The sequence below is a fragment of the Mesorhizobium sp. B2-1-1 genome (assembly GCF_006442975.2).
In the GTDB taxonomy this organism is placed as follows: domain Bacteria; phylum Pseudomonadota; class Alphaproteobacteria; order Rhizobiales; family Rhizobiaceae; genus Mesorhizobium.
This window is the reverse complement of sequence record NZ_CP083954.1, coordinates 3,702,619-3,721,003: the sequence shown is the minus strand read 5'-3', so window position 1 is coordinate 3,721,003 and position 18,385 is coordinate 3,702,619. Positions and strand designations below refer to the sequence as shown.

The 18,385-nt window shown below is 61.8% G+C and carries 15 protein-coding genes, 1 tRNA gene and 2 pseudogenes; 4 read left to right on the top strand and 14 right to left on the bottom strand.

Annotated elements, in window-relative coordinates; all coding sequences use genetic code 11:
- Positions 1–27: 27 nt before the first annotated feature.
- Positions 28–1,545 (bottom strand): winged helix-turn-helix domain-containing tetratricopeptide repeat protein, encoded by a 1,518-nt coding sequence (locus FJ972_RS18205; protein WP_181168655.1) that lies wholly within the window; start codon positions 1,543–1,545, stop codon positions 28–30.
- A gap of 135 nt (positions 1,546–1,680) precedes the next feature.
- On the opposite strand from FJ972_RS18205, the gene FJ972_RS18200 reads away from it, so the two are divergent.
- On the top strand, positions 1,681–1,941 hold the full coding sequence (locus FJ972_RS18200; RefSeq protein ID WP_181173478.1) for a DUF1127 domain-containing protein: 261 nt from the start codon (positions 1,681–1,683) through the stop codon (positions 1,939–1,941).
- Between the two features lie 358 nt (positions 1,942–2,299).
- Positions 2,300–3,067, top strand: coding sequence for a putative nucleotide-diphospho-sugar transferase (locus FJ972_RS18195; RefSeq protein ID WP_210239466.1), 768 nt, complete (start codon positions 2,300–2,302; stop codon positions 3,065–3,067).
- 373 nt (positions 3,068–3,440) lie between these two features.
- Here the strand turns inward: FJ972_RS18195 and FJ972_RS18190 are convergent, their stop codons facing one another.
- The 8 genes from FJ972_RS18190 to FJ972_RS18155 all read right to left on the bottom strand — a co-directional run bounded on the left by FJ972_RS18190 (position 3,441) and on the right by FJ972_RS18155 (position 12,104).
- Positions 3,441–3,926, bottom strand: a complete 486-nt coding sequence (locus FJ972_RS18190; RefSeq protein WP_140525181.1) for a GlcG/HbpS family heme-binding protein — start codon at positions 3,924–3,926, stop codon at positions 3,441–3,443.
- A gap of 547 nt (positions 3,927–4,473) precedes the next feature.
- Entirely contained in the window at positions 4,474–5,295 is an 822-nt protein-coding gene (locus FJ972_RS18185; protein ID WP_140525182.1) for an MBL fold metallo-hydrolase, read from the bottom strand.
- Between the two features lie 3 nt (positions 5,296–5,298).
- Complete coding sequence (locus FJ972_RS18180) at positions 5,299–6,093, bottom strand: TatD family hydrolase (protein ID WP_140525183.1); 795 nt, start codon at positions 6,091–6,093, stop codon at positions 5,299–5,301.
- Entirely contained in the window at positions 6,093–7,646 is a 1,554-nt protein-coding gene (gene metG / locus FJ972_RS18175) for a methionine--tRNA ligase (protein WP_140525184.1), read from the bottom strand. Before metG ends, FJ972_RS18180 begins: the two co-directional genes overlap by 1 nt.
- A gap of 83 nt (positions 7,647–7,729) precedes the next feature.
- Positions 7,730–8,782 carry a DNA polymerase III subunit delta' gene (locus tag FJ972_RS18170; RefSeq protein WP_140525185.1) on the bottom strand — a complete coding sequence of 351 codons (1,053 nt, stop codon included), beginning with the start codon at positions 8,780–8,782 and terminating at the stop codon, positions 7,730–7,732.
- Entirely contained in the window at positions 8,779–9,453 is a 675-nt protein-coding gene (gene tmk, locus FJ972_RS18165; RefSeq protein WP_140525186.1) for a dTMP kinase, read from the bottom strand. Before tmk ends, FJ972_RS18170 begins: the two co-directional genes overlap by 4 nt.
- A 183-nt stretch (positions 9,454–9,636) precedes the next feature.
- Positions 9,637–10,803 carry a D-alanyl-D-alanine carboxypeptidase family protein gene (locus FJ972_RS18160; protein WP_140525187.1) on the bottom strand — a complete coding sequence of 389 codons (1,167 nt, stop codon included), beginning with the start codon at positions 10,801–10,803 and terminating at the stop codon, positions 9,637–9,639.
- Between the two features lie 83 nt (positions 10,804–10,886).
- On the bottom strand, positions 10,887–12,104 hold the full coding sequence (locus tag FJ972_RS18155; protein WP_140525188.1) for a septal ring lytic transglycosylase RlpA family protein: 1,218 nt from the start codon (positions 12,102–12,104) through the stop codon (positions 10,887–10,889).
- 328 nt (positions 12,105–12,432) lie between these two features.
- Between FJ972_RS18155 and FJ972_RS18150 the strand changes: the two genes are divergently transcribed.
- A tRNA-Ser gene (locus FJ972_RS18150) sits at positions 12,433–12,522 on the top strand.
- 138 nt (positions 12,523–12,660) lie between these two features.
- Here the strand turns inward: FJ972_RS18150 and FJ972_RS18145 are convergent.
- The 5 genes and pseudogenes from FJ972_RS18145 to FJ972_RS18125 form a co-directional block, all read right to left on the bottom strand.
- Positions 12,661–12,993 carry a hypothetical protein gene (locus FJ972_RS18145; protein WP_140525189.1) on the bottom strand — a complete coding sequence of 111 codons (333 nt, stop codon included), beginning with the start codon at positions 12,991–12,993 and terminating at the stop codon, positions 12,661–12,663.
- 146 nt (positions 12,994–13,139) lie between these two features.
- Positions 13,140–13,295, bottom strand: a complete 156-nt coding sequence (locus tag FJ972_RS18140) for a hypothetical protein (RefSeq protein WP_226880335.1) — start codon at positions 13,293–13,295, stop codon at positions 13,140–13,142.
- Positions 13,296–13,508: 213 nt separating this feature from the next.
- Positions 13,509–13,748, bottom strand: coding sequence for a hypothetical protein (locus tag FJ972_RS18135; protein ID WP_181173479.1), 240 nt, complete (start codon positions 13,746–13,748; stop codon positions 13,509–13,511).
- Positions 13,749–13,916: 168 nt separating this feature from the next.
- Positions 13,917–14,485 (bottom strand): annotated as a pseudogene (locus FJ972_RS18130) (glycoside hydrolase family 108 protein); the annotation flags it as partial.
- Positions 14,486–15,134: 649 nt separating this feature from the next.
- Complete coding sequence (locus FJ972_RS18125) at positions 15,135–16,253, bottom strand: acyltransferase family protein (protein ID WP_140525191.1); 1,119 nt, start codon at positions 16,251–16,253, stop codon at positions 15,135–15,137.
- 638 nt (positions 16,254–16,891) lie between these two features.
- Here FJ972_RS18125 and FJ972_RS18120 point away from each other — a divergent pair.
- A pseudogene (locus FJ972_RS18120) lies at positions 16,892–18,345 on the top strand (FAD-dependent monooxygenase).
- Positions 18,346–18,385: the final 40 nt, after the last annotated feature.

Genomic DNA, 18,385 nt, shown 5'->3' with positions numbered 1-18,385 from the left:
CGCCATGACCAAGGGACCGGCGGCGCTTCAATCCGGAAGGCCGGCCTTGCGGAAGCCATCGACGAAATGGTCGAGCATCGCCGGATCGCGGAAGGGCTCCGTCCAGACCCAATGGCTGGTGGTGAAATGCGGATTGCCGACGAGGAACAGTTCGACTTCCGCGCGCGCCTCGTCGAGCCGGCCGAGCTGCGCGAGGCTGGCCGCCAGGAAGCGGCGTGAGCTGGTGCGGTAAGTCTCGTCCCGGCGCAGTGTCTTGACGGCGGCTTTGTAGTCGCGCGCCGCATATTGCGCCGCGCCGAGCGTCAGATAGTACCAGCTTGCCGGAAACGGGTTGAGCCGGAACGCCTTGCGGATCTGTTCGAGTCCTTCCTCGACCCGCCCGGCCAGCACGGAGATGTCAGACAGTGTCGCCCAGGCATCGGCCTCGTTGGGGTCGAGCTCGAACGCCCTGGCGAACTCGGCATCCGCTTCGGCGAAGTCGCGCTCATAGGCAAGCAGGTTGCCGAGCACCCAGCGGCAGCCGGCGTCGTTGGGATCGATTGCCACCGCCTTGCGCGCCAGCTCCAGGGCAATACGGCGGTTCGGTTCCACCGGTTCGCCCCAATGCACCCATCCCATCCAGTGGTTCATGGCAAGCCAGCGATAGGCCTCGGCATAGTCCGGATCGAGCGCGACCGCGCGCGTCAGCATCAGATGCGCCTCCCGCGCGGTCTGCGGCGAATCGTCGATCAGCTTGCGCGCCCGCACGCACAGATCGTAGGCCTCGAGAGTCTTGGGCCGATTGCGCGGCGGCGGCGCGCGCAGCCGGCCAAGCAGCGCCTCCACGATCTTGGCCGTCACCTCGTCCTGAACGGCAAAGATATCGTCCAGGCCGCGATCGAAGCGTTCCGCCCACAGGTGATCGCCGCTCGCCGCGTCGACCAGCTGGGCGTTGATGCGCACGCGCCCCGCGGCACGTCTTGCGCTGCCCTCCAGGAGGTAGCGCACGCCAAGCTCCCGGGCGATCTCGCGCACGTCCGCCGCCTTTCCCTTGTAGGCGAAGGTCGAATTGCGCGCGATGACGAACAAGCCCGAGGCCCTGGACAGGTCGGTGATCAGGTCTTCGGTCAATCCGTCGGCGAAAGGCTCTTGTTCGGGGTCGTTGCTGAGATTGACGAAGGGGAGCACGGCTATCGACGGTTTGTCGGGCAGCGGCAAAGCTTTTCGGTTCGCGCCATCGAGGGGTTCGACGATCCCCGTGAAGCGGTAGCCGACGCGCGGAACAGTGGTGATCCATTCACCGCCGTCGGCGGACGGACCAAGCAGCTTGCGCAGCTGCGCGATCTGGACGGTGAGATTGCCTTCCTCGACGGCCGTACCCGGCCACGCCGCATCCATCAGCTTGGCCTTGTCGAGGATTTCGCCAGGCCGCCCGACGAGCGCCGCCAACAGCTTCAGCCCGCGGTAGCCGACGGCAACAGGATCATCGTTCCGAAGCAGCGTTCCCGCATCCGGATCAAGCACGAACGGACCGAAGGCAAAGCGCGATCCCTGCATAAGGCGCATCTATAGCCCGTTTGGAACTTTTGAGAACTATTTGGGAGGGCTTAATTACGGCGCTGTTTGCATCCGGCACAATTCAACCTCTTTCAGGTCGAGGTCCCAAGTCGAGGACCCACCCTCAAACCATAGGAGGTTGCCATGAACGATACCCTTGCATCGACGCGGTGTCAGACGGTGCGGCCGAGAATGCCTGTAGTGCTGGCGGAAGCGTCGCGTCGGCACTTGGCGACCCTGCGAAGCATTGTCGCGGCCTGGCACGATCGGACCTGGCGCGAGCGGATACGCTTTCGCTGGGAGCTTGAGCGAATGTCGAAGGACAATCCCCATCTGATCGACGACATCGGATTGACGAGACGACAGGTCGAGGCAGAGCTAGCAAAGCCCTTCTGGCAACGGTAGGCCGAATGCTGCAACCAGAGCGAGCGGAGCTCATTGAAAGTTCTGGGGTAGGGAGGTTGCCTCGAGAAGCCGGGGGCAAACCAGCAGCGCGTCGCCAGATCCAAAGCACGAACTCGCCGAGGTCATCGACCAGGTGGATCCTTACGGCTGCATCATGGCCGGCGAAATGATCTGGTTGAGCGCAAGGACAGGAGTTCCAGACCGCGGCCTCGGCCCAGCTGGCGCCCCTCGTCAACAAAATGGTTGTGGCCCAATGTTTTCTGCGCCGCTACCGATGACTTTATCGCATTGCGAGGCTATTCGGACTTATTGCTATATGCTTGGCGTCTAAATATTCATATCCTAATAAGGCTTCGCGTTGCTCACCCACATTCTTGATTTGTTCCGGGCCACCAAACACAGGCACCGGGAAATGCTCGCTCCCTTCCCGATAAACCCACAGCCGTCCGGCAACCCGGACAAGGCCGGTGAAATCGTGGCGTTCTTTACGATCAACTCCTTCTATGAGACAGAAGCCGCTCGCATGACCGCGTCAGCGTGGCGTCTTGGCCTTTCTGTCCAAGCCCGGCCATTCGCCGACGCTGGATCCTGGGTGCGCAACGCGAGCCTGAAGCCGACATTCCTTGTCAATATGCGTAGGAGGCTTCAGGGACCGCTGCTGTATGTGGACGTCGACACGGTCTTCCATCATGATCCCTGGCCGGAGCTCGCCGGTTTTGATTGCGACATCGCGGTCTATCGCGAAAGTGGCCGGCTGATGGCTGGAACCATCCTCATCAACGATACGCCGGCTGCTCGCGAGATCCTCGCCTTGTGGAAGAAGCGCAGCGATGAAAACCCGGAAGTCTGGGATCAGGTCGTGCTGCAGGAAATCCTCGACGAAGATCAGGCCTCGGCAAGCCCGCGCTATCGCGAAGGCCAGCTCCCGGCGCCGTTCTGCTGGGTGTTCGACCGCCTTGAGAATGGGAAGCCCGATAAGGTGTATATCGAGCAGCTCCAGGCGAGCCGGGAAATCTATGAGCGGCACGCTCGCGGCAAAGCACGCAGAGGTCTCAACCGTCGGCAGGACCGAGTCCGGACCATTGAGCGCATTCTTGACGAACACAGAGAGCGGCTACGCAGGTAGCCGACGACAGCCATTGCTGCAGCTTCGATGCCCTCGCGGGCGGCGACGAAGCGGCTGCCATGTGGCCTGTGATCTGCAAAGCGTTCATTCCAATTCACCAGTTTAGCAGAACGGGCACCAAAAACCGTGTCAGGAGAGTTGAGGTGGGGAGATTGGCTGCGCACAAGCAGGAGCGACATTCCCACCTTGCCGAAAGTCGCATAAGATAGATTATGGAACTAAGCTTCCAGCTCGGGTCTCAGGATCGGCCGTCGGTTGCCGGTCGAATGCGATCTTACGTCCGCCGGTTCCGGTGTGGAGACAGGGTTCACTGAACCCCGTTCAACGGAGCAGCCCGCCTTTGGCGGGCTGCGTTGGCACATCCTAGGCAAGTTTACTCGGCGGCGCCGATCGCCTTGAGCCCGGCGGCGGCGCATTTGGCGTCGATATCGCCCGAAGGAGCACCGCCGACGCCAATGCCGGCCACCAAGGCATCGCCGAACTTGACCGGCAAGCCGCCAGCCTGGATCACCATGCGAGGATCCATGTCACGCATGCCGTCATTTGCCGGCTTGGAGGCTATGAATTCGGCGAGCCCCGCAGTGTCGCGACCCAAGGCTGCCGCGGTGAAGGCCTTGCCTTCGGCGCTGGATGCGGTGTGTGCGCCGGAATTATCGGCCTTGAGCAGCACTTGCGTCGCGCCGCTCCGCGCCACGATGGCGACGCTGACATTGCTGCCTTCGGCAGCGCAGGCCTCCAGCGCGGCTTGTGCTGCCTTGGTTGCCCGCTCAAGCGGCAAGTAAGGGACGGTTGGCAATTCCTGCGCTGTGGCAGCGATAGGAGCAAGAAGCGTCACTGTAAGTACGAGTTCGCGAATCATCGGGCCTCTCCTTTCCAACTAACGGGCAAAGGTTAGCGCCTCTTGCTCTCAATGTATATTTTAGGAAGCCATCACATAGACTGCCTGTCAGGCCTGCAATGCAGATCGACGAGCATCCACCGGCCTGACAATGCAATCCTCTTTTGGCATTTTGCAATCTTGAAGCGACAGCGAACTGGCGGCGGCCGTGTGGCGATCCCAGGTGCAAGATCTCGACATCGGACCTGTATCGGCGGCTCGCTGCCAGGCGATCAGTGCCATCAGCTATGAAGAGAATATTCTATCTGTCTGATCTATAACGAATTTCAAGCGCCATGCCATCAAATGCCGGCTCGACATTTGCCGGAGTCTCTGTCAGGCCTGCAATGCAGATCGACGAGCATCCACCGGCCTGACAATGCAATCCTCTTTTGGCATTTTGCAATCTTGAAGCGACAGCGAACTGGCGGCGGCCGTGTGGCGATCCCAGGTGCAAGATCTCGACATCGGACCTGTATCGGCGGCTCGCTGCCAGGCGATCAGTGCCATCAGCTATGAAGAGAATATTCTATCTGTCTGATCTATAACGAATTTCAAGCGCCATGCCATCAAATGCCGGCTCGACATTTGCCGGAGTCTCAGCCATCACGGTAGCGTAGTCCAGCGGCCCATGCATATGGGTCAGCACAGCCTGTTTCGGGGCCAGCCGCTCGATCCACTCAAGCGCCTCGCCAAGCGACAGATGGCTCGGGTGCGTCCTGTACTGCAGCGCGTCGATGATCAGGACATCGAGATTACGCAGCCGTTCGGCGGTGGCAGCCGGAAAATCGCTGATGTCGGGGCAATAGGCTAGTCCGCCGATGCGGAAGCCGAGCGATATGATGTCGCCATGGACCTGCGGCAGCGGCTCGAGGGTGAGGGCACCGCCCTCGCCTTCGATCACGACCGGCTTTGTGTGATCGATGATATGGGCGTCGACAATCGGTGGATAGGAACTGCCTGGCGGCGTCTCGAAACAGTAGCCGAAGGCCTGGCGCAGCCGCAGCATCGTTGGCTGGTCGGCATGGATATCGATCCGCTGCCGCTGGTCGAGCACGAAGCCGCGCAAGTCGTCGATGCCGTGGATGTGGTCGGCATGTGGATGGGTGTAGACGACGGCATCGATGCGTTTGACCGAGGCCATCAGCATCTGCTGGCGGAAATCCGGTCCTGTGTCGATGACGACGGTGGTGCGGGCGCCGCTCTCGGCAATCCGCTCGACAAGGGCTGCCGTGCGCATGCGCCGATTTTTCGGATTGTGCGGATCGCAATTACCCCAGTCGCCGGTGATGCGCGGCGTGCCCGGTGACGAGCCGCAGCCGAGAATGGTGAGGCGCAGCCGGTCTGTCATCGTTCAGGCGCTTTGCTCGGCGGGGCGCGGCATCTTGCCGAACAGCCGGAAGAAATTATCGGTCGTCAAAGCTGCGATTTCACCTTCGCTGATGCCGATCGTCTCGGCCAGAACCCTGGCCGTGTGCGCGACATAAGCGGGTTCGTTGCGCTTGCCGCGAAATGGGATCGGCGCGAGATATGGCGCATCGGTCTCCACCAGCAGCCGGTCGTGCGGCAGGTCGGCGGCTATGGCGCGTATTTCGGCCGAATTCTTGAAGGTCAGGATGCCGGAAAACGAAACATAGCCGCCCAGCGAGACGCCGACCTCGGCCAGCCTGCGTCCCGACGAAAAACAGTGCAGGACGAACGGGAAGGCGCCCTTCCCCGTTTCTTCCTCAAGGATATGAGCCATGTCGTCGTCGGCGTCGCGCGAATGGATGACCAGCGGCAGGCCCGTCTCGCGAGCAGCGGCGATGTGGTTGCGCAAACCCTGCGCCTGCGCATCGCGGGGCGCTTTGTCATAGAAATAGTCGAGCCCGGCTTCGCCGATCGCCACCACCTTGGGATGGGCGGACCGGCGCACGAGATCCGCCGTCGTCACGTCAAGCTCTTCGGCGGCATTGTGCGGATGGGTTCCGACGGAGCAGTACACTTCGTCGAAAGCATCTGCGATTTCAAGTATTTGCTGAAATCGCTTCACGCGCGTCGAAATGGTTACCATGCGGCCGATCCCGGCGGCCAGGGCACGGGCGACGACGGCCGCCCGTTCCTCGGCGAAGTCCGGAAAATCCAGATGGCAGTGGCTGTCGACGAGCATCAGCCGTTCGCTTCCGGCTGATCGACATAACGCGGAAACACGCCTTCTGGTACAGGCAACGCTCTGCCCGGCACAAGCGCATGATCGGCGTGGAGATGCACGAAATTGCGCTCGTCTGCCGGCACGGCCAGCAGGTCAAGCAGCTTCGCGGCCGATCCTGGAATAAAGGGTTGGCACAGAATCGCCACGCGCCGGACCACCTCGGCCGTTGTCCACAGCACCGTTTGCATGCGCTCGGGGTTAGTCTTCTTCAGTGCCCAGGGTTCCTGTCCGGCGAAATACCGGTCGGCTTCGGCCACCACGCCGAAGATCGACGCCAGCGCCAGATGGATGCCCTGCTCGGCCATTGCCTTGCGCGCGGCGGCAAGAGCGGCCGCCGCCTGATCGAGGATTGCCTTGTCGGCATCCGTCAGCTCGCCGCGCGTCGGCACCACGCCGCCGCAGTTCTTGGCGATCATCGACAGCGAGCGCTGCGCCAGATTGCCGACGCCGTTGGCAAGGTCGGCATTGGTGCGGTTGACGATCGCTTCGTGGCTGTAGCTGCCGTCCTGGCCGAACGGCACCTCGCGCAGGAAGAAATAGCGCACCTGGTCGAGCCCGTAATGCTCTATCATGGTGAAGGGGTCGATGACGTTGCCGACCGATTTCGACATCTTCTCGCCGCGGTTGAACAGGAAGCCGTGGCCAAAGACGCGCTTCGGCAGCGGAATGCCTGCCGACATCAGGAAGGCCGGCCAGTAGACGGCGTGGAAACGCACGATGTCCTTGCCGATGATGTGCGCATCGGCCGGCCAGAATTTCCAATTGTCTGCGTTTTCATCGGGATAGCCGACGCCGGTAATGTAGTTTGTCAGCGCGTCGACCCAGACATACATCACGTGCTTTTCGTCGCCGGGCACCGGCACGCCCCAGTCGAACGTCGTGCGCGAGATCGACAGGTCTTTCAGTCCCGATCTGACGAAGCTCATCACTTCGTTGCGCCGCTCGGCCGGGCCGATGAAATCCGGCTGGCCCTCGTAGAGCGCCAGCAGTTTGTCCTGATAGGCCGAAAGCCGGAAGAAATAGCTTTCCTCCTCGACCCATTCGACCGGCGTTCCTTGCGGGCCATAGCGGATATTGTCGGGACGAACCTCGGTTTCCTCCTCGCCGTAATAAGCTTCGTCACGCACCGAGTACCAGCCGGCATAGCCGCCCTTGTAGATGTCTCCATTGGCAGCCATCGCCTTCCAGATCGCCTGAGAGGCCGCGTAGTGCCGCTCTTCGGTGGTGCGGATGAAATCGTCGTTGGAGGCGTTGAGCGCGGTCGCCATGCGCTTGAACTCAGCCGAATTGCGGTCGGCCAGTTCGCGCGCAGAAATGTCTTCCTTCTTCGCCGTCTGCAGCATCTTGATGCCGTGTTCGTCGGTGCCGGTGAGAAAGAAGACCTGCTTGCCGTCGAGCCGCTGAAAGCGGGCCAGCGCATCGGTGGCGATCAATTCGTAGGCATGGCCGATATGCGGCTTGCCATTGGGGTAAGAGATCGCGGTCGTGATGTAGAATGTATCGCGTGACATGAATGAACCGTCATGAATGTCTGAATGGAAGGCGTGGCGGTGGATATCGCATCGGGGTGGCGATTGCCATCCCGAGGGAACCATCACATTCGCATTGCAGACTTCAGGCGGTCGATCATGGTCAAGGCGTGCTGCTTCTTGTCGAGATTGTAGGTATCAGTCTCAGATATAGCGTCCAGCGCCTCATGCCAAGTGTCCGACAGCGTTTTGGCTCGTGCGAGATCGCCGGCCAGCGCCGCCCGGCTCGCCGCATCGGACAACAGATCGAGCGCGCGGCGGTTGAAGATATCGAACTGGATCGCCTGGTCGCGCCCGGCCACGACCTCGGCAAGACGATAGGCGCCGGCGATGTCGCTCTTGCCGGCGCTCACCAGGGCATCCAGCGTCTCGGCGATCTCCAGTCCGCCATACTGCGTCAGAAGGATCGCATTGCGGGCGCTGCCGCCTGCCCGCGTGGCCAGCGCTGCCCGCGCGGCCGGATCGCCCGGCGGCGGCTCGGCGGTTTCCAGCACCGCCATCAGTTCGTCGATATCGAGCGGCGACAGCCGCACCAATTGGCAGCGCGAGCGGATCGTCGGCAGCAGGCTGCCCGGCGCATGGACGATGAGGATGAACAGCGTTCGCGCCGGCGGCTCCTCAAGATTCTTCAGCAAGGCATTGGCTGCATTGGTGTTCATGTCGTCGGCCGGGTCCACGATCACCACCCGGTAGCTGCCGTCATGCGACGTCATCGACAGGAAGCGATTGACCTTGCGGATCTCGTCGACGGTGACGACCGTCTTGAAGTTCTTGGTCTTGTCGTTCAGCGGACGGGTCAGATGCAGCACGCCGGGATGCGCGCCGGTGGCGATCTGGCGAAACAGCGAGGACGCCGGATCGGGAACGGCGAGCGTCTCCGGCGCCTGCTCGAAGGCCGGATGCTTCAGGAGATGATGCGCCAGATGGAAGGCGAGTGTCGCCTTGCCGATGCCGAGCGGTCCGGCGAAGATCAGGGCGTGCGGCAGCTTTCCAGCGCGATAGGCGGCGGCGAGCATGGCCGCGGCCTGCCCATGCCCGACCAGGCGTGGCGTTTCGGACGGTTCGGGGACGCCGTCCAGCGTGTCATGCTGTTCCGGCGCGATGCGTTCGAAGATCATGCGGGTGCGGTCTGTCTGTTGCGCATGGGCGCCCTCGCCTCCAGTGCCGCGAACACGGTGGCGGTGACGGCATTTTCTACCGCATCGGGAGCGGCGGATGCGTCGATCACGACGCAACGCTCCGGCTCGGCCGCCGCGATCGCCAGGAATGCCTCGCGGCGCGCCTCGTGAATGGCAAGTGTTTCCTTTTCGAAGCGGTCGGGGCCGGCGCCGGCGCCGCGACGTACTGTTGCGCGTCTCAGGCCTTCGGTGGGATCGATGTCGAAGATCAGCGTCATGTCGGGCATCATGCCATTGATGGCCACCTGCTCCAGCGTCTCCATGAACACCGGGTCGAGGCCGCCGGTGACGCCCTGGTAGACGCGCGAGGAATCCAGGAAGCGGTCGCACAGAACAACGGAGCCGCGCTCGACCGCCGGGCGGATGACCTGCTCGACATGGTCGGAGCGCGCCGCGGCGAAAAGCAGCGCTTCCATCTTCGGCCCAAACGGCTCGGCGGCGCCCGAGAGCAGCACATGCCGGACCGCTTCCGCGCCCGGCGAGCCGCCCGGTTCCCGGGTGACGAGGACGTCGTACTTCTTGGCGCGCATCTTTCCCGCCAGCCGCTCGATCTGCGTCGACTTGCCTGCTCCTTCGCCGCCTTCGAAGGTGATGAAAAATCCGCGTGCCAATCGAAAGGCCTTTATCCCTTATTTGAATGGATTCTAGTGCTCTAGATAGTCCGCGTTCGGGAAAACGTCCATGCCGCCGGCGTTATCGCATGTCGCTCAAAAGCGATCTCGGCTGGAGAGAACGACATGCATAAACAAAGACGCTAAAGCGCATTGCGTGAATCCGGTTCAGCGCGACGCGCTTTAGCGGAGCCAGCCGACGGCCAGTTCCTTGACAGCGTCGAGAGCGCGTTGCGGCAGCGTGCCGATGCCGATCGATTCGGCGGCGAAAAGCGGCGTCTCCTGGCTCAGTGTGTCGCCGATCCAGACCCGCAGCACGCCTACCGGCTGCCCCTCCTCCACAGGTGCGGCAACCGGTCCGTCATAGACGATGCTCGCCGTCAGTTTGTCGCGGTTGGCTACCGGCAGGAAGATGGCGATCGGCCCTTTCGCCTTCAGCGTCACGCCGGCCTTAATGCCGCCGAAAACCTGAGCTTGGCCCACCACCTCGTCCTTGGCGAAGATTTGCGTCTTCTCGAAGGAACGGGCACCCCATTCGAGCAGCTTGCGCGCTTCCTCGGCGCGTTCCTTGTCGCTGGCGAGCCCGCTCATCGCCGCGATCACCCGCGCGCCATTGTGGCTGACCGAGCCGACTATGCCGAAACCGGACACCTCACTGCTGCCGACCGCCAGGCCGTCGGCGCCGATGTCCATCGCCAGCAGCGGGTTGCGATTCCTCTGCGAAATCTTGTTCCAGGTAAAATCCTTCAGGCCGTAGTAGCGATAGAGGTCCGGATAGTCGCGCCACAGATGCAAAGCCAGCATTGCCAGTTCGCGCACGCTCGTCTGCTGGCCGTCCGCCGGCAGCCCGGTCGAATTGACGAAAGTCGATTTGGCCAGGCCGATCTGGCGGGCGCGTTCGGTCATCTGCGCGGCGAAATTGTCCTCGGACCCGGCCAAGCCTTCGGCCAGCACGATACAGCCGTCATTGGCCGCCTGCACCGTCACGCCCTGGATCAGGTCCTCGACCCGGACCGCCGATTTGAGCTTGGCAAACATCGTCGACGTTCCCGAAGGGGCGCCGCCCTTGCGCCAGGCGTTTTCACTCACCACGAACGTGTCGTCGAGGGTCAGGCGCCCGGACTTGATGGCGTTGAACACCACTTCCATCGTCATCAGCTTGGCCATCGAGGCCGGCTGTATCGGCTTGTCGGCGTCCTTGGAAAACAACACCGTTCCGGTCTCGGCGTCGATCATGAAGGCCTGGGCTGCCTTGGTCTCGAAAAGCTGCGCGCTGGCGGGCGCGATGCAAAACAGCAGCAGGGCCAATCCCAGAAATCCGGCCAAAGGCGGAAAGACGCGCAACTGCATGAAATCTCGACCCGTTTGCCGGTTCTGGCGCAGCCAAGCTATCAGGGTTTTTTCCGCAGGATCAACCGTGCGGGAAAAATAGATCAGTTGCGCACGGCCAGGGCGTCCGGCGCACCATGCGACCAGGCCGCCTGCAGCAGATCGTCGACGCCGCCATGGCCGTCCGGATAGAGGTTTACCGCATACCAGTCCTTGCCGTCGAATTCGGAACGCTGGATCTCTATCCTGCCGAAGGGCTCGAGCGCGGCGGCCACGCGTTTTGCCTCGGTGGCGTCATCGAAAGTGCCGGCCGCGACATAGGCCGGCGACGGCGCCTGGGGATTGGCGCTCTTCCATGAGCGCAGGATGTCGGCGGGCGACATGCCGTCGTCGTCAAGTGCGGCAAAGACATCGGCGCTCCGCACGCGCTCGTCGGCATAGGAGAGCGAGGCCACCGAAAACGGCGATTGCGGCGGCAGGCCGATATCCGGACGCTCCGGCACGATCGGACCGAAGTCGGGCAGCGCCAGGTCACCCAACGCCGGCGATTGTGCCGGCACCTGCCCTTGCGGAACCATATCGGAATTCGTCAGCTGACCCGGAAACGGCACGGCGGCAGCACCCACCGGCAGGCTGGGCGACGGTCCGTTCATGGCCACCATGACGCCGGTCGGCAGGCCGTCCGACGGATCCGGTATCCTGTTGCCTGGATGGTAGGAGGCCATCAGATACTGGTCGTCATTGCCGTCGAGCGGCGCGCGGCCAACATATTCCACCTTCACCTCGGCCGTGCCGACATTGGCATAGTCGAGCATCTGGGCGGCGCGTTCCGAGACATCGATGATGCGGCCCTGGTGGTAGGGACCGCGATCATTGACGCGCACGATGACCGAACTGCCGGTCTTGAGATTGGTGACGCGGGCGTAGCTCGGCAGAGGCATGGTCGGGTGCGCCGCCGTCAGATGGCTCATGTCGTAGACTTCGCCGTTGGCGGTCAGCCGTCCATGAAAGGCGTCGCCGTACCACGACGCCAGGCCGACCTTGGCATAGTGCTTGTCTTCCTTCGGATAGTACCACTTGCCGCGAACCTGGTAGGGTTTTCCGAGCTGGTCGCGGCCGCCGCCACGCCGCATGAAGGCGACGCGAGGGCTGGCCTTCACGCCATATTCGGTTTCGGCGAAATATTCCTTGGAACGGGTCTTCTTGTGGACCATCCCTTTTGGTTCAGGCTGCGACGCGCAGGCGGCAAGCAAGGCTGCCGACATGGTGAATAGCGCGAAAGCGCAAGCACGGCGTAGACGCGGGCGCGCCGTAGTTTGCATTTCCTGATGTCCCCTACAGTCTCGACCAAAAACGCCGCGGCTTGAACGTCGCAGGAGCCAAAGCTTACCTGACTAAGACCAACGACGCCTCGAACCCCTGTCCTTTGTGCGCAGGAATTGTTTATCACGCTATTAATCGATTGTGGCCGGAACCGGGCAAGATTGTGACGCCACCCTGCCCGGCGTCGGCTGCCGGGAAACATGCGGTCCGCGCATGCCGGTTGACAGATCTTTGCCGGGCACACTAGAGCATCAGCAAGATGGCTCTCTTCATTCGCCGCCAGGCTCGAATATCTGATCGAGTGACGCTGGGCGAAGAGATGTCGCTGGAGGGATGGCCGAGCGGTTTAAGGCACCGGTCTTGAAAACCGGCGTGGGCGCAAGTTCACCGTGGGTTCGAATCCCACTCCCTCCGCCAGATTTCTTTCTATCGGCTTGAAAAAGCTGTGCTTTTCGACTTTGCCTTATTCGGTTCCTAACTTGGTTCCTAACCTTTCGAAACGATGAAGCTAAAGGCTCAACGAACGCCGAATCTAGGTCTCGAATGTAGCCGTGCCTACGGCGGCTTGCTCCTGGCGCGCTCTTCCGCCACAGCCTGGAGCGTGGCGGTTAAGGCCGCTACGGCGTTCGACAACCCTACGATGCTATCCTGCACCCGGTCCAGCCTGGTCAGCGTCCCATTCTGGAAACGCTCGTTGGCGGCCATGTCCTGCACCTGCTTTGTCTCGACCGCGATCAGCCTATCATTGACCTTGGCGGCGACATCATTGGCCTTGTCGGCAGCGACGTTCGCTGGGTCGGCAGTTTTGGTGATAGCATCGATGCGGCCATCAAGCCATTGCGAGCCCAAGAAGGCGATAAGTCCAATCGTCGGCAACGCCAAAGCCATCGACACCCTTGAGATGGCGAGTAGCAGGACGTTTTTAGATATTTTTTCCGACGTGTTTGGGCATGCCCTGGTAATCCCCGTTTAAATCCCCCGACCTTCCATGCACTTGCTACGGCGTCCATCCGCACAGCTTTTGGCCGGTGCGGTTATGCGCGAGAATGCCCCCTCACCTCGACATCTGAGAGAGCGGCAATGGCCGTTGCTGACAGGCGTATGGGGCTTTCGAGGGCGCAGAAGCTGCCTTTCGTGGTGGTGCAGCCGGCAAGCGCGATGAGCAGGGCGAGCGTCAATCCTTTGACCATGTGCCGAGCTCCTTTCGTGCAGCATCGGCCGGCAGTGCGCCAACATCGTTCTGCACCTGGTCCTTTATGTCTCGGGCGGCGACTTCCGCCACAGCCTGCTTGTCGCGTTCACGTTTGGCGCCCCGCAGATTGCCCCAGCCGATGCCAAGGACGGTTGCCAGAGCGCCAACGGCGGCGATGGCGATTGGGTGAGCAGGAATGCCAGCAGCGCGGTCATTGCTGCACCACGACGACATTCGGCTTGTCCTTGGTGAACCAGCCAGCGTTGAAAACAAGCAGCACAGGAACGCCAGAGGAAACGGCTGCGATGAGATCCGGCGAATACCAAGTGGGCGCCAGGTTCTGAAGCGCCAGCGATCCGACCGACACGATGATGGCCCATGCTGCAGTTGCTGCCGTGGCCGCTGCGACCTTATTGGTAGGCTGGCTGCTGGGCTGGTTGATCGTTTCCATGTCAGCCTCCGAAGTGAAGTTTGGCAAGCACCGCGGCGATTGCGGCGATGATGATCCCGAGCAGCCCCACCCTGTCTTGCTCTTGGGCACTGCTGGGGCCGTGGATGGTGCAGGAGAGACCGGCGTAACAACCTGTGGCTGGTTGCCCTGCTGGGTCACTACGACCACGCTGGGAGGCGCAGGCGCAGCAGGAGGCGCGGCAGGCTGGATGACGATGGGTGCTGGCGCTTTGCTCATCAGCAGAGCTTGGGAGCGGACAGAGGCCACGCGGCTTGTCCAGCCCTTACCGAACTCGCCCCATGTCGGCAGGCGCTTCAGGAAGGCCATGCGGGCATCGCACAGCGCATCGATCACACCCCTGCCGGCTTGGCCTTTACTGCCGCGATCGTGGCTGGGCCTATGCGCCCATCCTGCGCAACGCCGACAGCGCCTTGCAGGTATTTGGCCGCGCGGCCGGGACCGGAATTAACCGCGAAATCGAAGACGGCATAGTCCACCCCATCGGGCAGCTCGGCGCCGGCAACGGCATCCCAGTAGAAGCGGCGAAAGACGGTGGCGACCTGCGCATCGGTGATATGGCGCAGATCATCCTTGGTCGCTTTGGCTTGGACGTAGCGGCGGAAGTTAGCCAGGGTGACGCCCTTCATAGTGGCGCCGCCCGGATCGGCCGGATTGTCCGACCAGAGTCCTTCTGATTTCAAGACGAGCGCAAGCGCCCGCGCGAAGTTGCGGTCCATGAGTTTGTCCTTTCCGCCCTAGCGGGCAGGTTGTGCTTTCTAGGTTTTGAGTATGTCCCGCGCCCGAAGGTCCAGAGGGACGAAGTACGCGGGCCTGGGTGCTGACCGAAGCAACTTTCCGTTCGGCCGACTGCTTCCGGTACATTTGCTCTAATCAGAACAATGTACTACAAAGCCGCCGGGCTTAGGGGAGAAACTGTGAATAGCTTGTTTTGGTGGACGGGCGCGCTCGTGTGGGCGTCCGCAACGGTCGCTGCAATAGGCGGCTTAGCGATAGCATATCTGATGTTTGCTGGTGGAGACGATATAGAGAGGCCACAGAAAAGGGCTGATCCGCGCCGTCCTTTCGATACCCTGGATTGATGCGCGGCCCATGCGGTGTTTCATCGTCGAGTTGATGCGCGACGGCAAAGCGGCGGAGCGGATCGAGGTTCGCGCCAAGAACGTTGTCGAGGCCGCAAAGAGCCGTGGACCAATAACGATATCGTGTCGGGAAGAACCTCAGACCGGCGAATGGATAAGGGTAACGCACCCTGACGGAATCACGACGACTTGGTTTGAGGCAGATCGTTAAAAGGTGCTGCGCACGCCGAGTTAGGTCGGTTTCGGAACCCGACAGGCCTGCCGCTCAGAGATGCGGCCGATAAATTTACTCCGCAGGAGCGGGGATCGTCTGCGGTACAGTGCGCGCTGTCGTCAGCAGACGCCCCAACGTGATCCCGCCCTGCTCCAGCCACTTCTCCGAGAAATACGCGAAAGGGAGCGTCAGAGTTACGACCACCGTCCCCACCAGCAGCCCGGTTTCAAGTGCGTGTGTCGGGTAGATGCCAAGCGGGTCGACCAGTGACCAGACGATGAGCAGGAAAAGAACGTTGATCAAGTAAAAGCTGTAGCTGATCTTGCCGAGGAACCGGCAGACCGGATTGGCGAGGATCGTGGTCGCTGTCAAACTCTGGTCGCCGTAATAGACCGACCCGACGAGCGCGGCGCACAAGATGACTTGCCCAAGCGTGCTGGCATCAGGGTTGAAGGGAACGAACATTCGAACGATCACGAACGCAGCGATTATCAGCCAAAGCGCCAGCGATGACACGCCGGAAAAGAACGGCTGGAAGCGCCTGTCCGCGATCAGCATGCCAATGGCAAAGGATGATATCCACGCGGACATGTGTGGAGCCCCCATGACGAAAACCGGCTGCGCCATGGCAAACACGCTCAAGCTAAACAGAACCAAAGCCGACACCGATCCGAAGCGCTTCTGGAAGAAGAAAAACGCCAGGACGAACGGCACCGCGAGCATTTCGGCTTGGATGGTTGTGGACGGGCCGTGCCACGTAATCTGAACCAGCAAAGCATTCAGCGTTGCCAGCCATAGATTAGGCGAGGGAACGCCGGCCCAGCCCATTTGCGCAAAAAACTGAGACAGCAAGTAATATGCCGCCAAGCAGCCAAACAGAGCGGGGTAGAGCCGGCAGACCCGGCGCACAACGAACTTCGAGACGATTGCGAATGGTGCCCCCGTCGACTTCTCCAGCGATAGGGAGAGGACGAAGCCGCTCAAGACAAAGAACAAAAGAACGGCGTTGTTCCCGTTGAATATGGAAAGCATGATCTTGGTCAGAACGTCCCTGAGTGTGGTCATGCCCTGTATAGGCTGGATCAGGGTCGTTCCAACCAGCACCTCATGATGCAGGATAGAATGATAGAAAACCACGCTAACGGCTGCTATGCCTCGCAACCCATCGAGTGACGCGTTCCTATCTGCCATTTTGCTCCCCGAATCTTGGAAGTATGGACACGCCGCACTGGGAAGCGGTCAAGTAAAAACGCCACTACTCTTACGAGTTTGTGTAGGCTATGTTGTTTTTCAGCAACCCGGCTGACACGCTTATCAGTCCGGCTGATGGCGTGCCACCAGTAGGCGCACCGACAGCCACGTCGCCCGGTACCTGTGTGGGAGCTTGCCGTATCCGATGTGCCAGGTTCAAAAGCAGGCGGCTCTGCCGGCGTCTCAAAGATGAACGCATCCGCCGTCAGGAAGCCCTTAGGGTTGTACCACGGGAATGGCGCCCTGGAATACCATTCCATTCAAGCCGACCGACAGCTCCATTCAAGCCGACCGACAGCGAAATTGCCACGAGACGAGCGAATCGAATAAGGCATCGGGCGGCGCTTCATCGGTTCAACCCTGAGCGCCCATGATTCCGTTCTGCATCGGCCGCAATCCCGTCCGTTGCGGATTGCTCACGGCAACGCTATAGAGCCGGCGTCGGAAAAGGCAGACTTGGTTTGGTAAGCCCAAGTCCTTTCGGTAACGAAAGCTCTGGTCTTTGGCCTCCTGCAGGAGATCCCCACGACGAACATCGGACGCTTCTCTCGCGTCCAATCGTTCGTCCGTGTGGCCATCTGGATTCCCATGACGTAATAATTGCTGGTGCAGGCCCTGTCGGCCTGTTCCTCGCTTGTGAGTTGCGCCTCGCCGACCTCTCGGTGCTGGTGCTGGAGCAAGCCGAAGATCCGCACTCCCCGTTGAAGCAGCTTCCGTTCGGGCTGCGCGGCCTCTCGGTGCCCACCATCGAAGCCCTCTACCGTCGCGGTCTGCTGGACGACATCGTCGCTCCACAAAGTGCGAGGGATGGGACGGGCAACGGTGGCGCTGCGACTGGCGCGCACTGGCTGAATCAACCGCGCCCTCCGGGCGGCCATTTCGCAGGTATCCAGTTCTTCCACGATGCCATCGACGCCGCGAAATGGCCCTACCGCCTGCCAGGTTCGGCCACCGCCGCAATCGCGGTCGAAATGGCGCATCTCGAATCAGTCTTGGCCGCGCGCGCAATCGCAATGGGAGTTGCTGGCTTGTCGGCTGTGACGGCGGGCGCAGCACGGTGCGCAAGGCCGGCGACTTCGCGTTCGTCGGTACCGATCCGGAATTCACAGGCTATTCCGTTCAGATCGAAATGGCCGACCCGGACAGGCTCACGCCCGGCCGCCACTACACGCCGACCGGCATGTATACGTATCAAAGACCCGGTACTGTCGCGATGGTCGAGTTCGATGGTGGGGCTTTCCACCGAACCCAGCCAATCACCTGCGACCACGTGCAGGCGGTTTTGCGCCGAGTATCCGGCGCGGACCTCACGCTGACGGCTCTCAAACTCGCCGCCACCTGGACGGATCGCGCCCACCAGGCAACGACCTACCGCAAGGGACGAGTGCTGCTTGCCGGCGACGCCGCGCATATCCATTCTCCCTTGGGCGGCCAAGGTCTCAACCTCGGGCTCGGCGACGCGATGAACCTTGGCTGGAAGCTGGCCGCCACCATCCGCGGCGACGCGCCGGACGGTCTGCTCGACAGTTATTTCAGCGAACGCCATCCGGTCGGGGCGCAAATCCTCGACTGGTCGCGCGCCCAGGTCGCGCTCATGCGGCCAAGCCCGGCAACGCGCGCGCTCGAAACCATCATCCGCGGCCTGATCGACACGCGCGACGGCGCGACATACTTCGCCGAACGGATATGGGGTATTTCTCTTCGCTACGATCCTGGCGGCGACCACGGGCTGGTCGGGCGCAGTGTTCCCGATTTCGAGCTGATCGGAGGAAGAAAAATCGGCGAGTTCCTCCGCACGGGCAAGGGCCTGTTCCTTGACTTTGACGCTTGCCCATCGCTTGAAGCGCTTGCAGGCCGCTGGGGCGACCGGATCACCTACGTCGCCGGAAAGGCCAGGGATCAGCTTGGCTTGAGCGCCGTGCTCGTGCGCCCCGACGGCTTCGTGGCCTGGGCTGGCGAGGATGACCCCAACCCGGAGGAAGCCGCTCAAGCCGCATCACGATGGTTCGGCGAACCCCGGAAAGGCATGTAGACCTGCTCCCGAGGCTTTTCGTGCCGAATCGGCTAAGCCT

Bases quoted from the DNA above. Each gene is read 5' to 3' on its own strand.
- FJ972_RS18185 (WP_140525182.1), bottom strand. From the start codon at position 5,295: ATGACAGACCGGCTGCGCCTCACCATTCTCGGCTGCGGCTCGTCACCG.
- metG (WP_140525184.1), bottom strand. From the start codon at position 7,646: ATGTCACGCGATACATTCTACATCACGACCGCGATCTCTTACCCCAAT.
- FJ972_RS18170 (WP_140525185.1), bottom strand. From the start codon at position 8,782: ATGATCTTCGAACGCATCGCGCCGGAACAGCATGACACGCTGGACGGC.
- FJ972_RS18180 (WP_140525183.1), bottom strand. From the start codon at position 6,093: ATGCTCGTCGACAGCCACTGCCATCTGGATTTTCCGGACTTCGCCGAG.
- FJ972_RS18125 (WP_140525191.1), bottom strand. From the start codon at position 16,253: ATGGCAGATAGGAACGCGTCACTCGATGGGTTGCGAGGCATAGCAGCC.
- FJ972_RS18200 (WP_181173478.1), top strand. From the start codon at position 1,681: ATGAACGATACCCTTGCATCGACGCGGTGTCAGACGGTGCGGCCGAGA.
- FJ972_RS18140 (WP_226880335.1), bottom strand. From the start codon at position 13,295: ATGGTCAAAGGATTGACGCTCGCCCTGCTCATCGCGCTTGCCGGCTGC.
- FJ972_RS18160 (WP_140525187.1), bottom strand. From the start codon at position 10,803: ATGCAGTTGCGCGTCTTTCCGCCTTTGGCCGGATTTCTGGGATTGGCC.
- FJ972_RS18155 (WP_140525188.1), bottom strand. From the start codon at position 12,104: ATGCAAACTACGGCGCGCCCGCGTCTACGCCGTGCTTGCGCTTTCGCG.
- FJ972_RS18190 (WP_140525181.1), bottom strand. From the start codon at position 3,926: ATGATTCGCGAACTCGTACTTACAGTGACGCTTCTTGCTCCTATCGCT.
- FJ972_RS18205 (WP_181168655.1), bottom strand. From the start codon at position 1,545: ATGCGCCTTATGCAGGGATCGCGCTTTGCCTTCGGTCCGTTCGTGCTT.
- FJ972_RS18145 (WP_140525189.1), bottom strand. From the start codon at position 12,993: ATGGCTTTGGCGTTGCCGACGATTGGACTTATCGCCTTCTTGGGCTCG.
- FJ972_RS18135 (WP_181173479.1), bottom strand. From the start codon at position 13,748: ATGGAAACGATCAACCAGCCCAGCAGCCAGCCTACCAATAAGGTCGCA.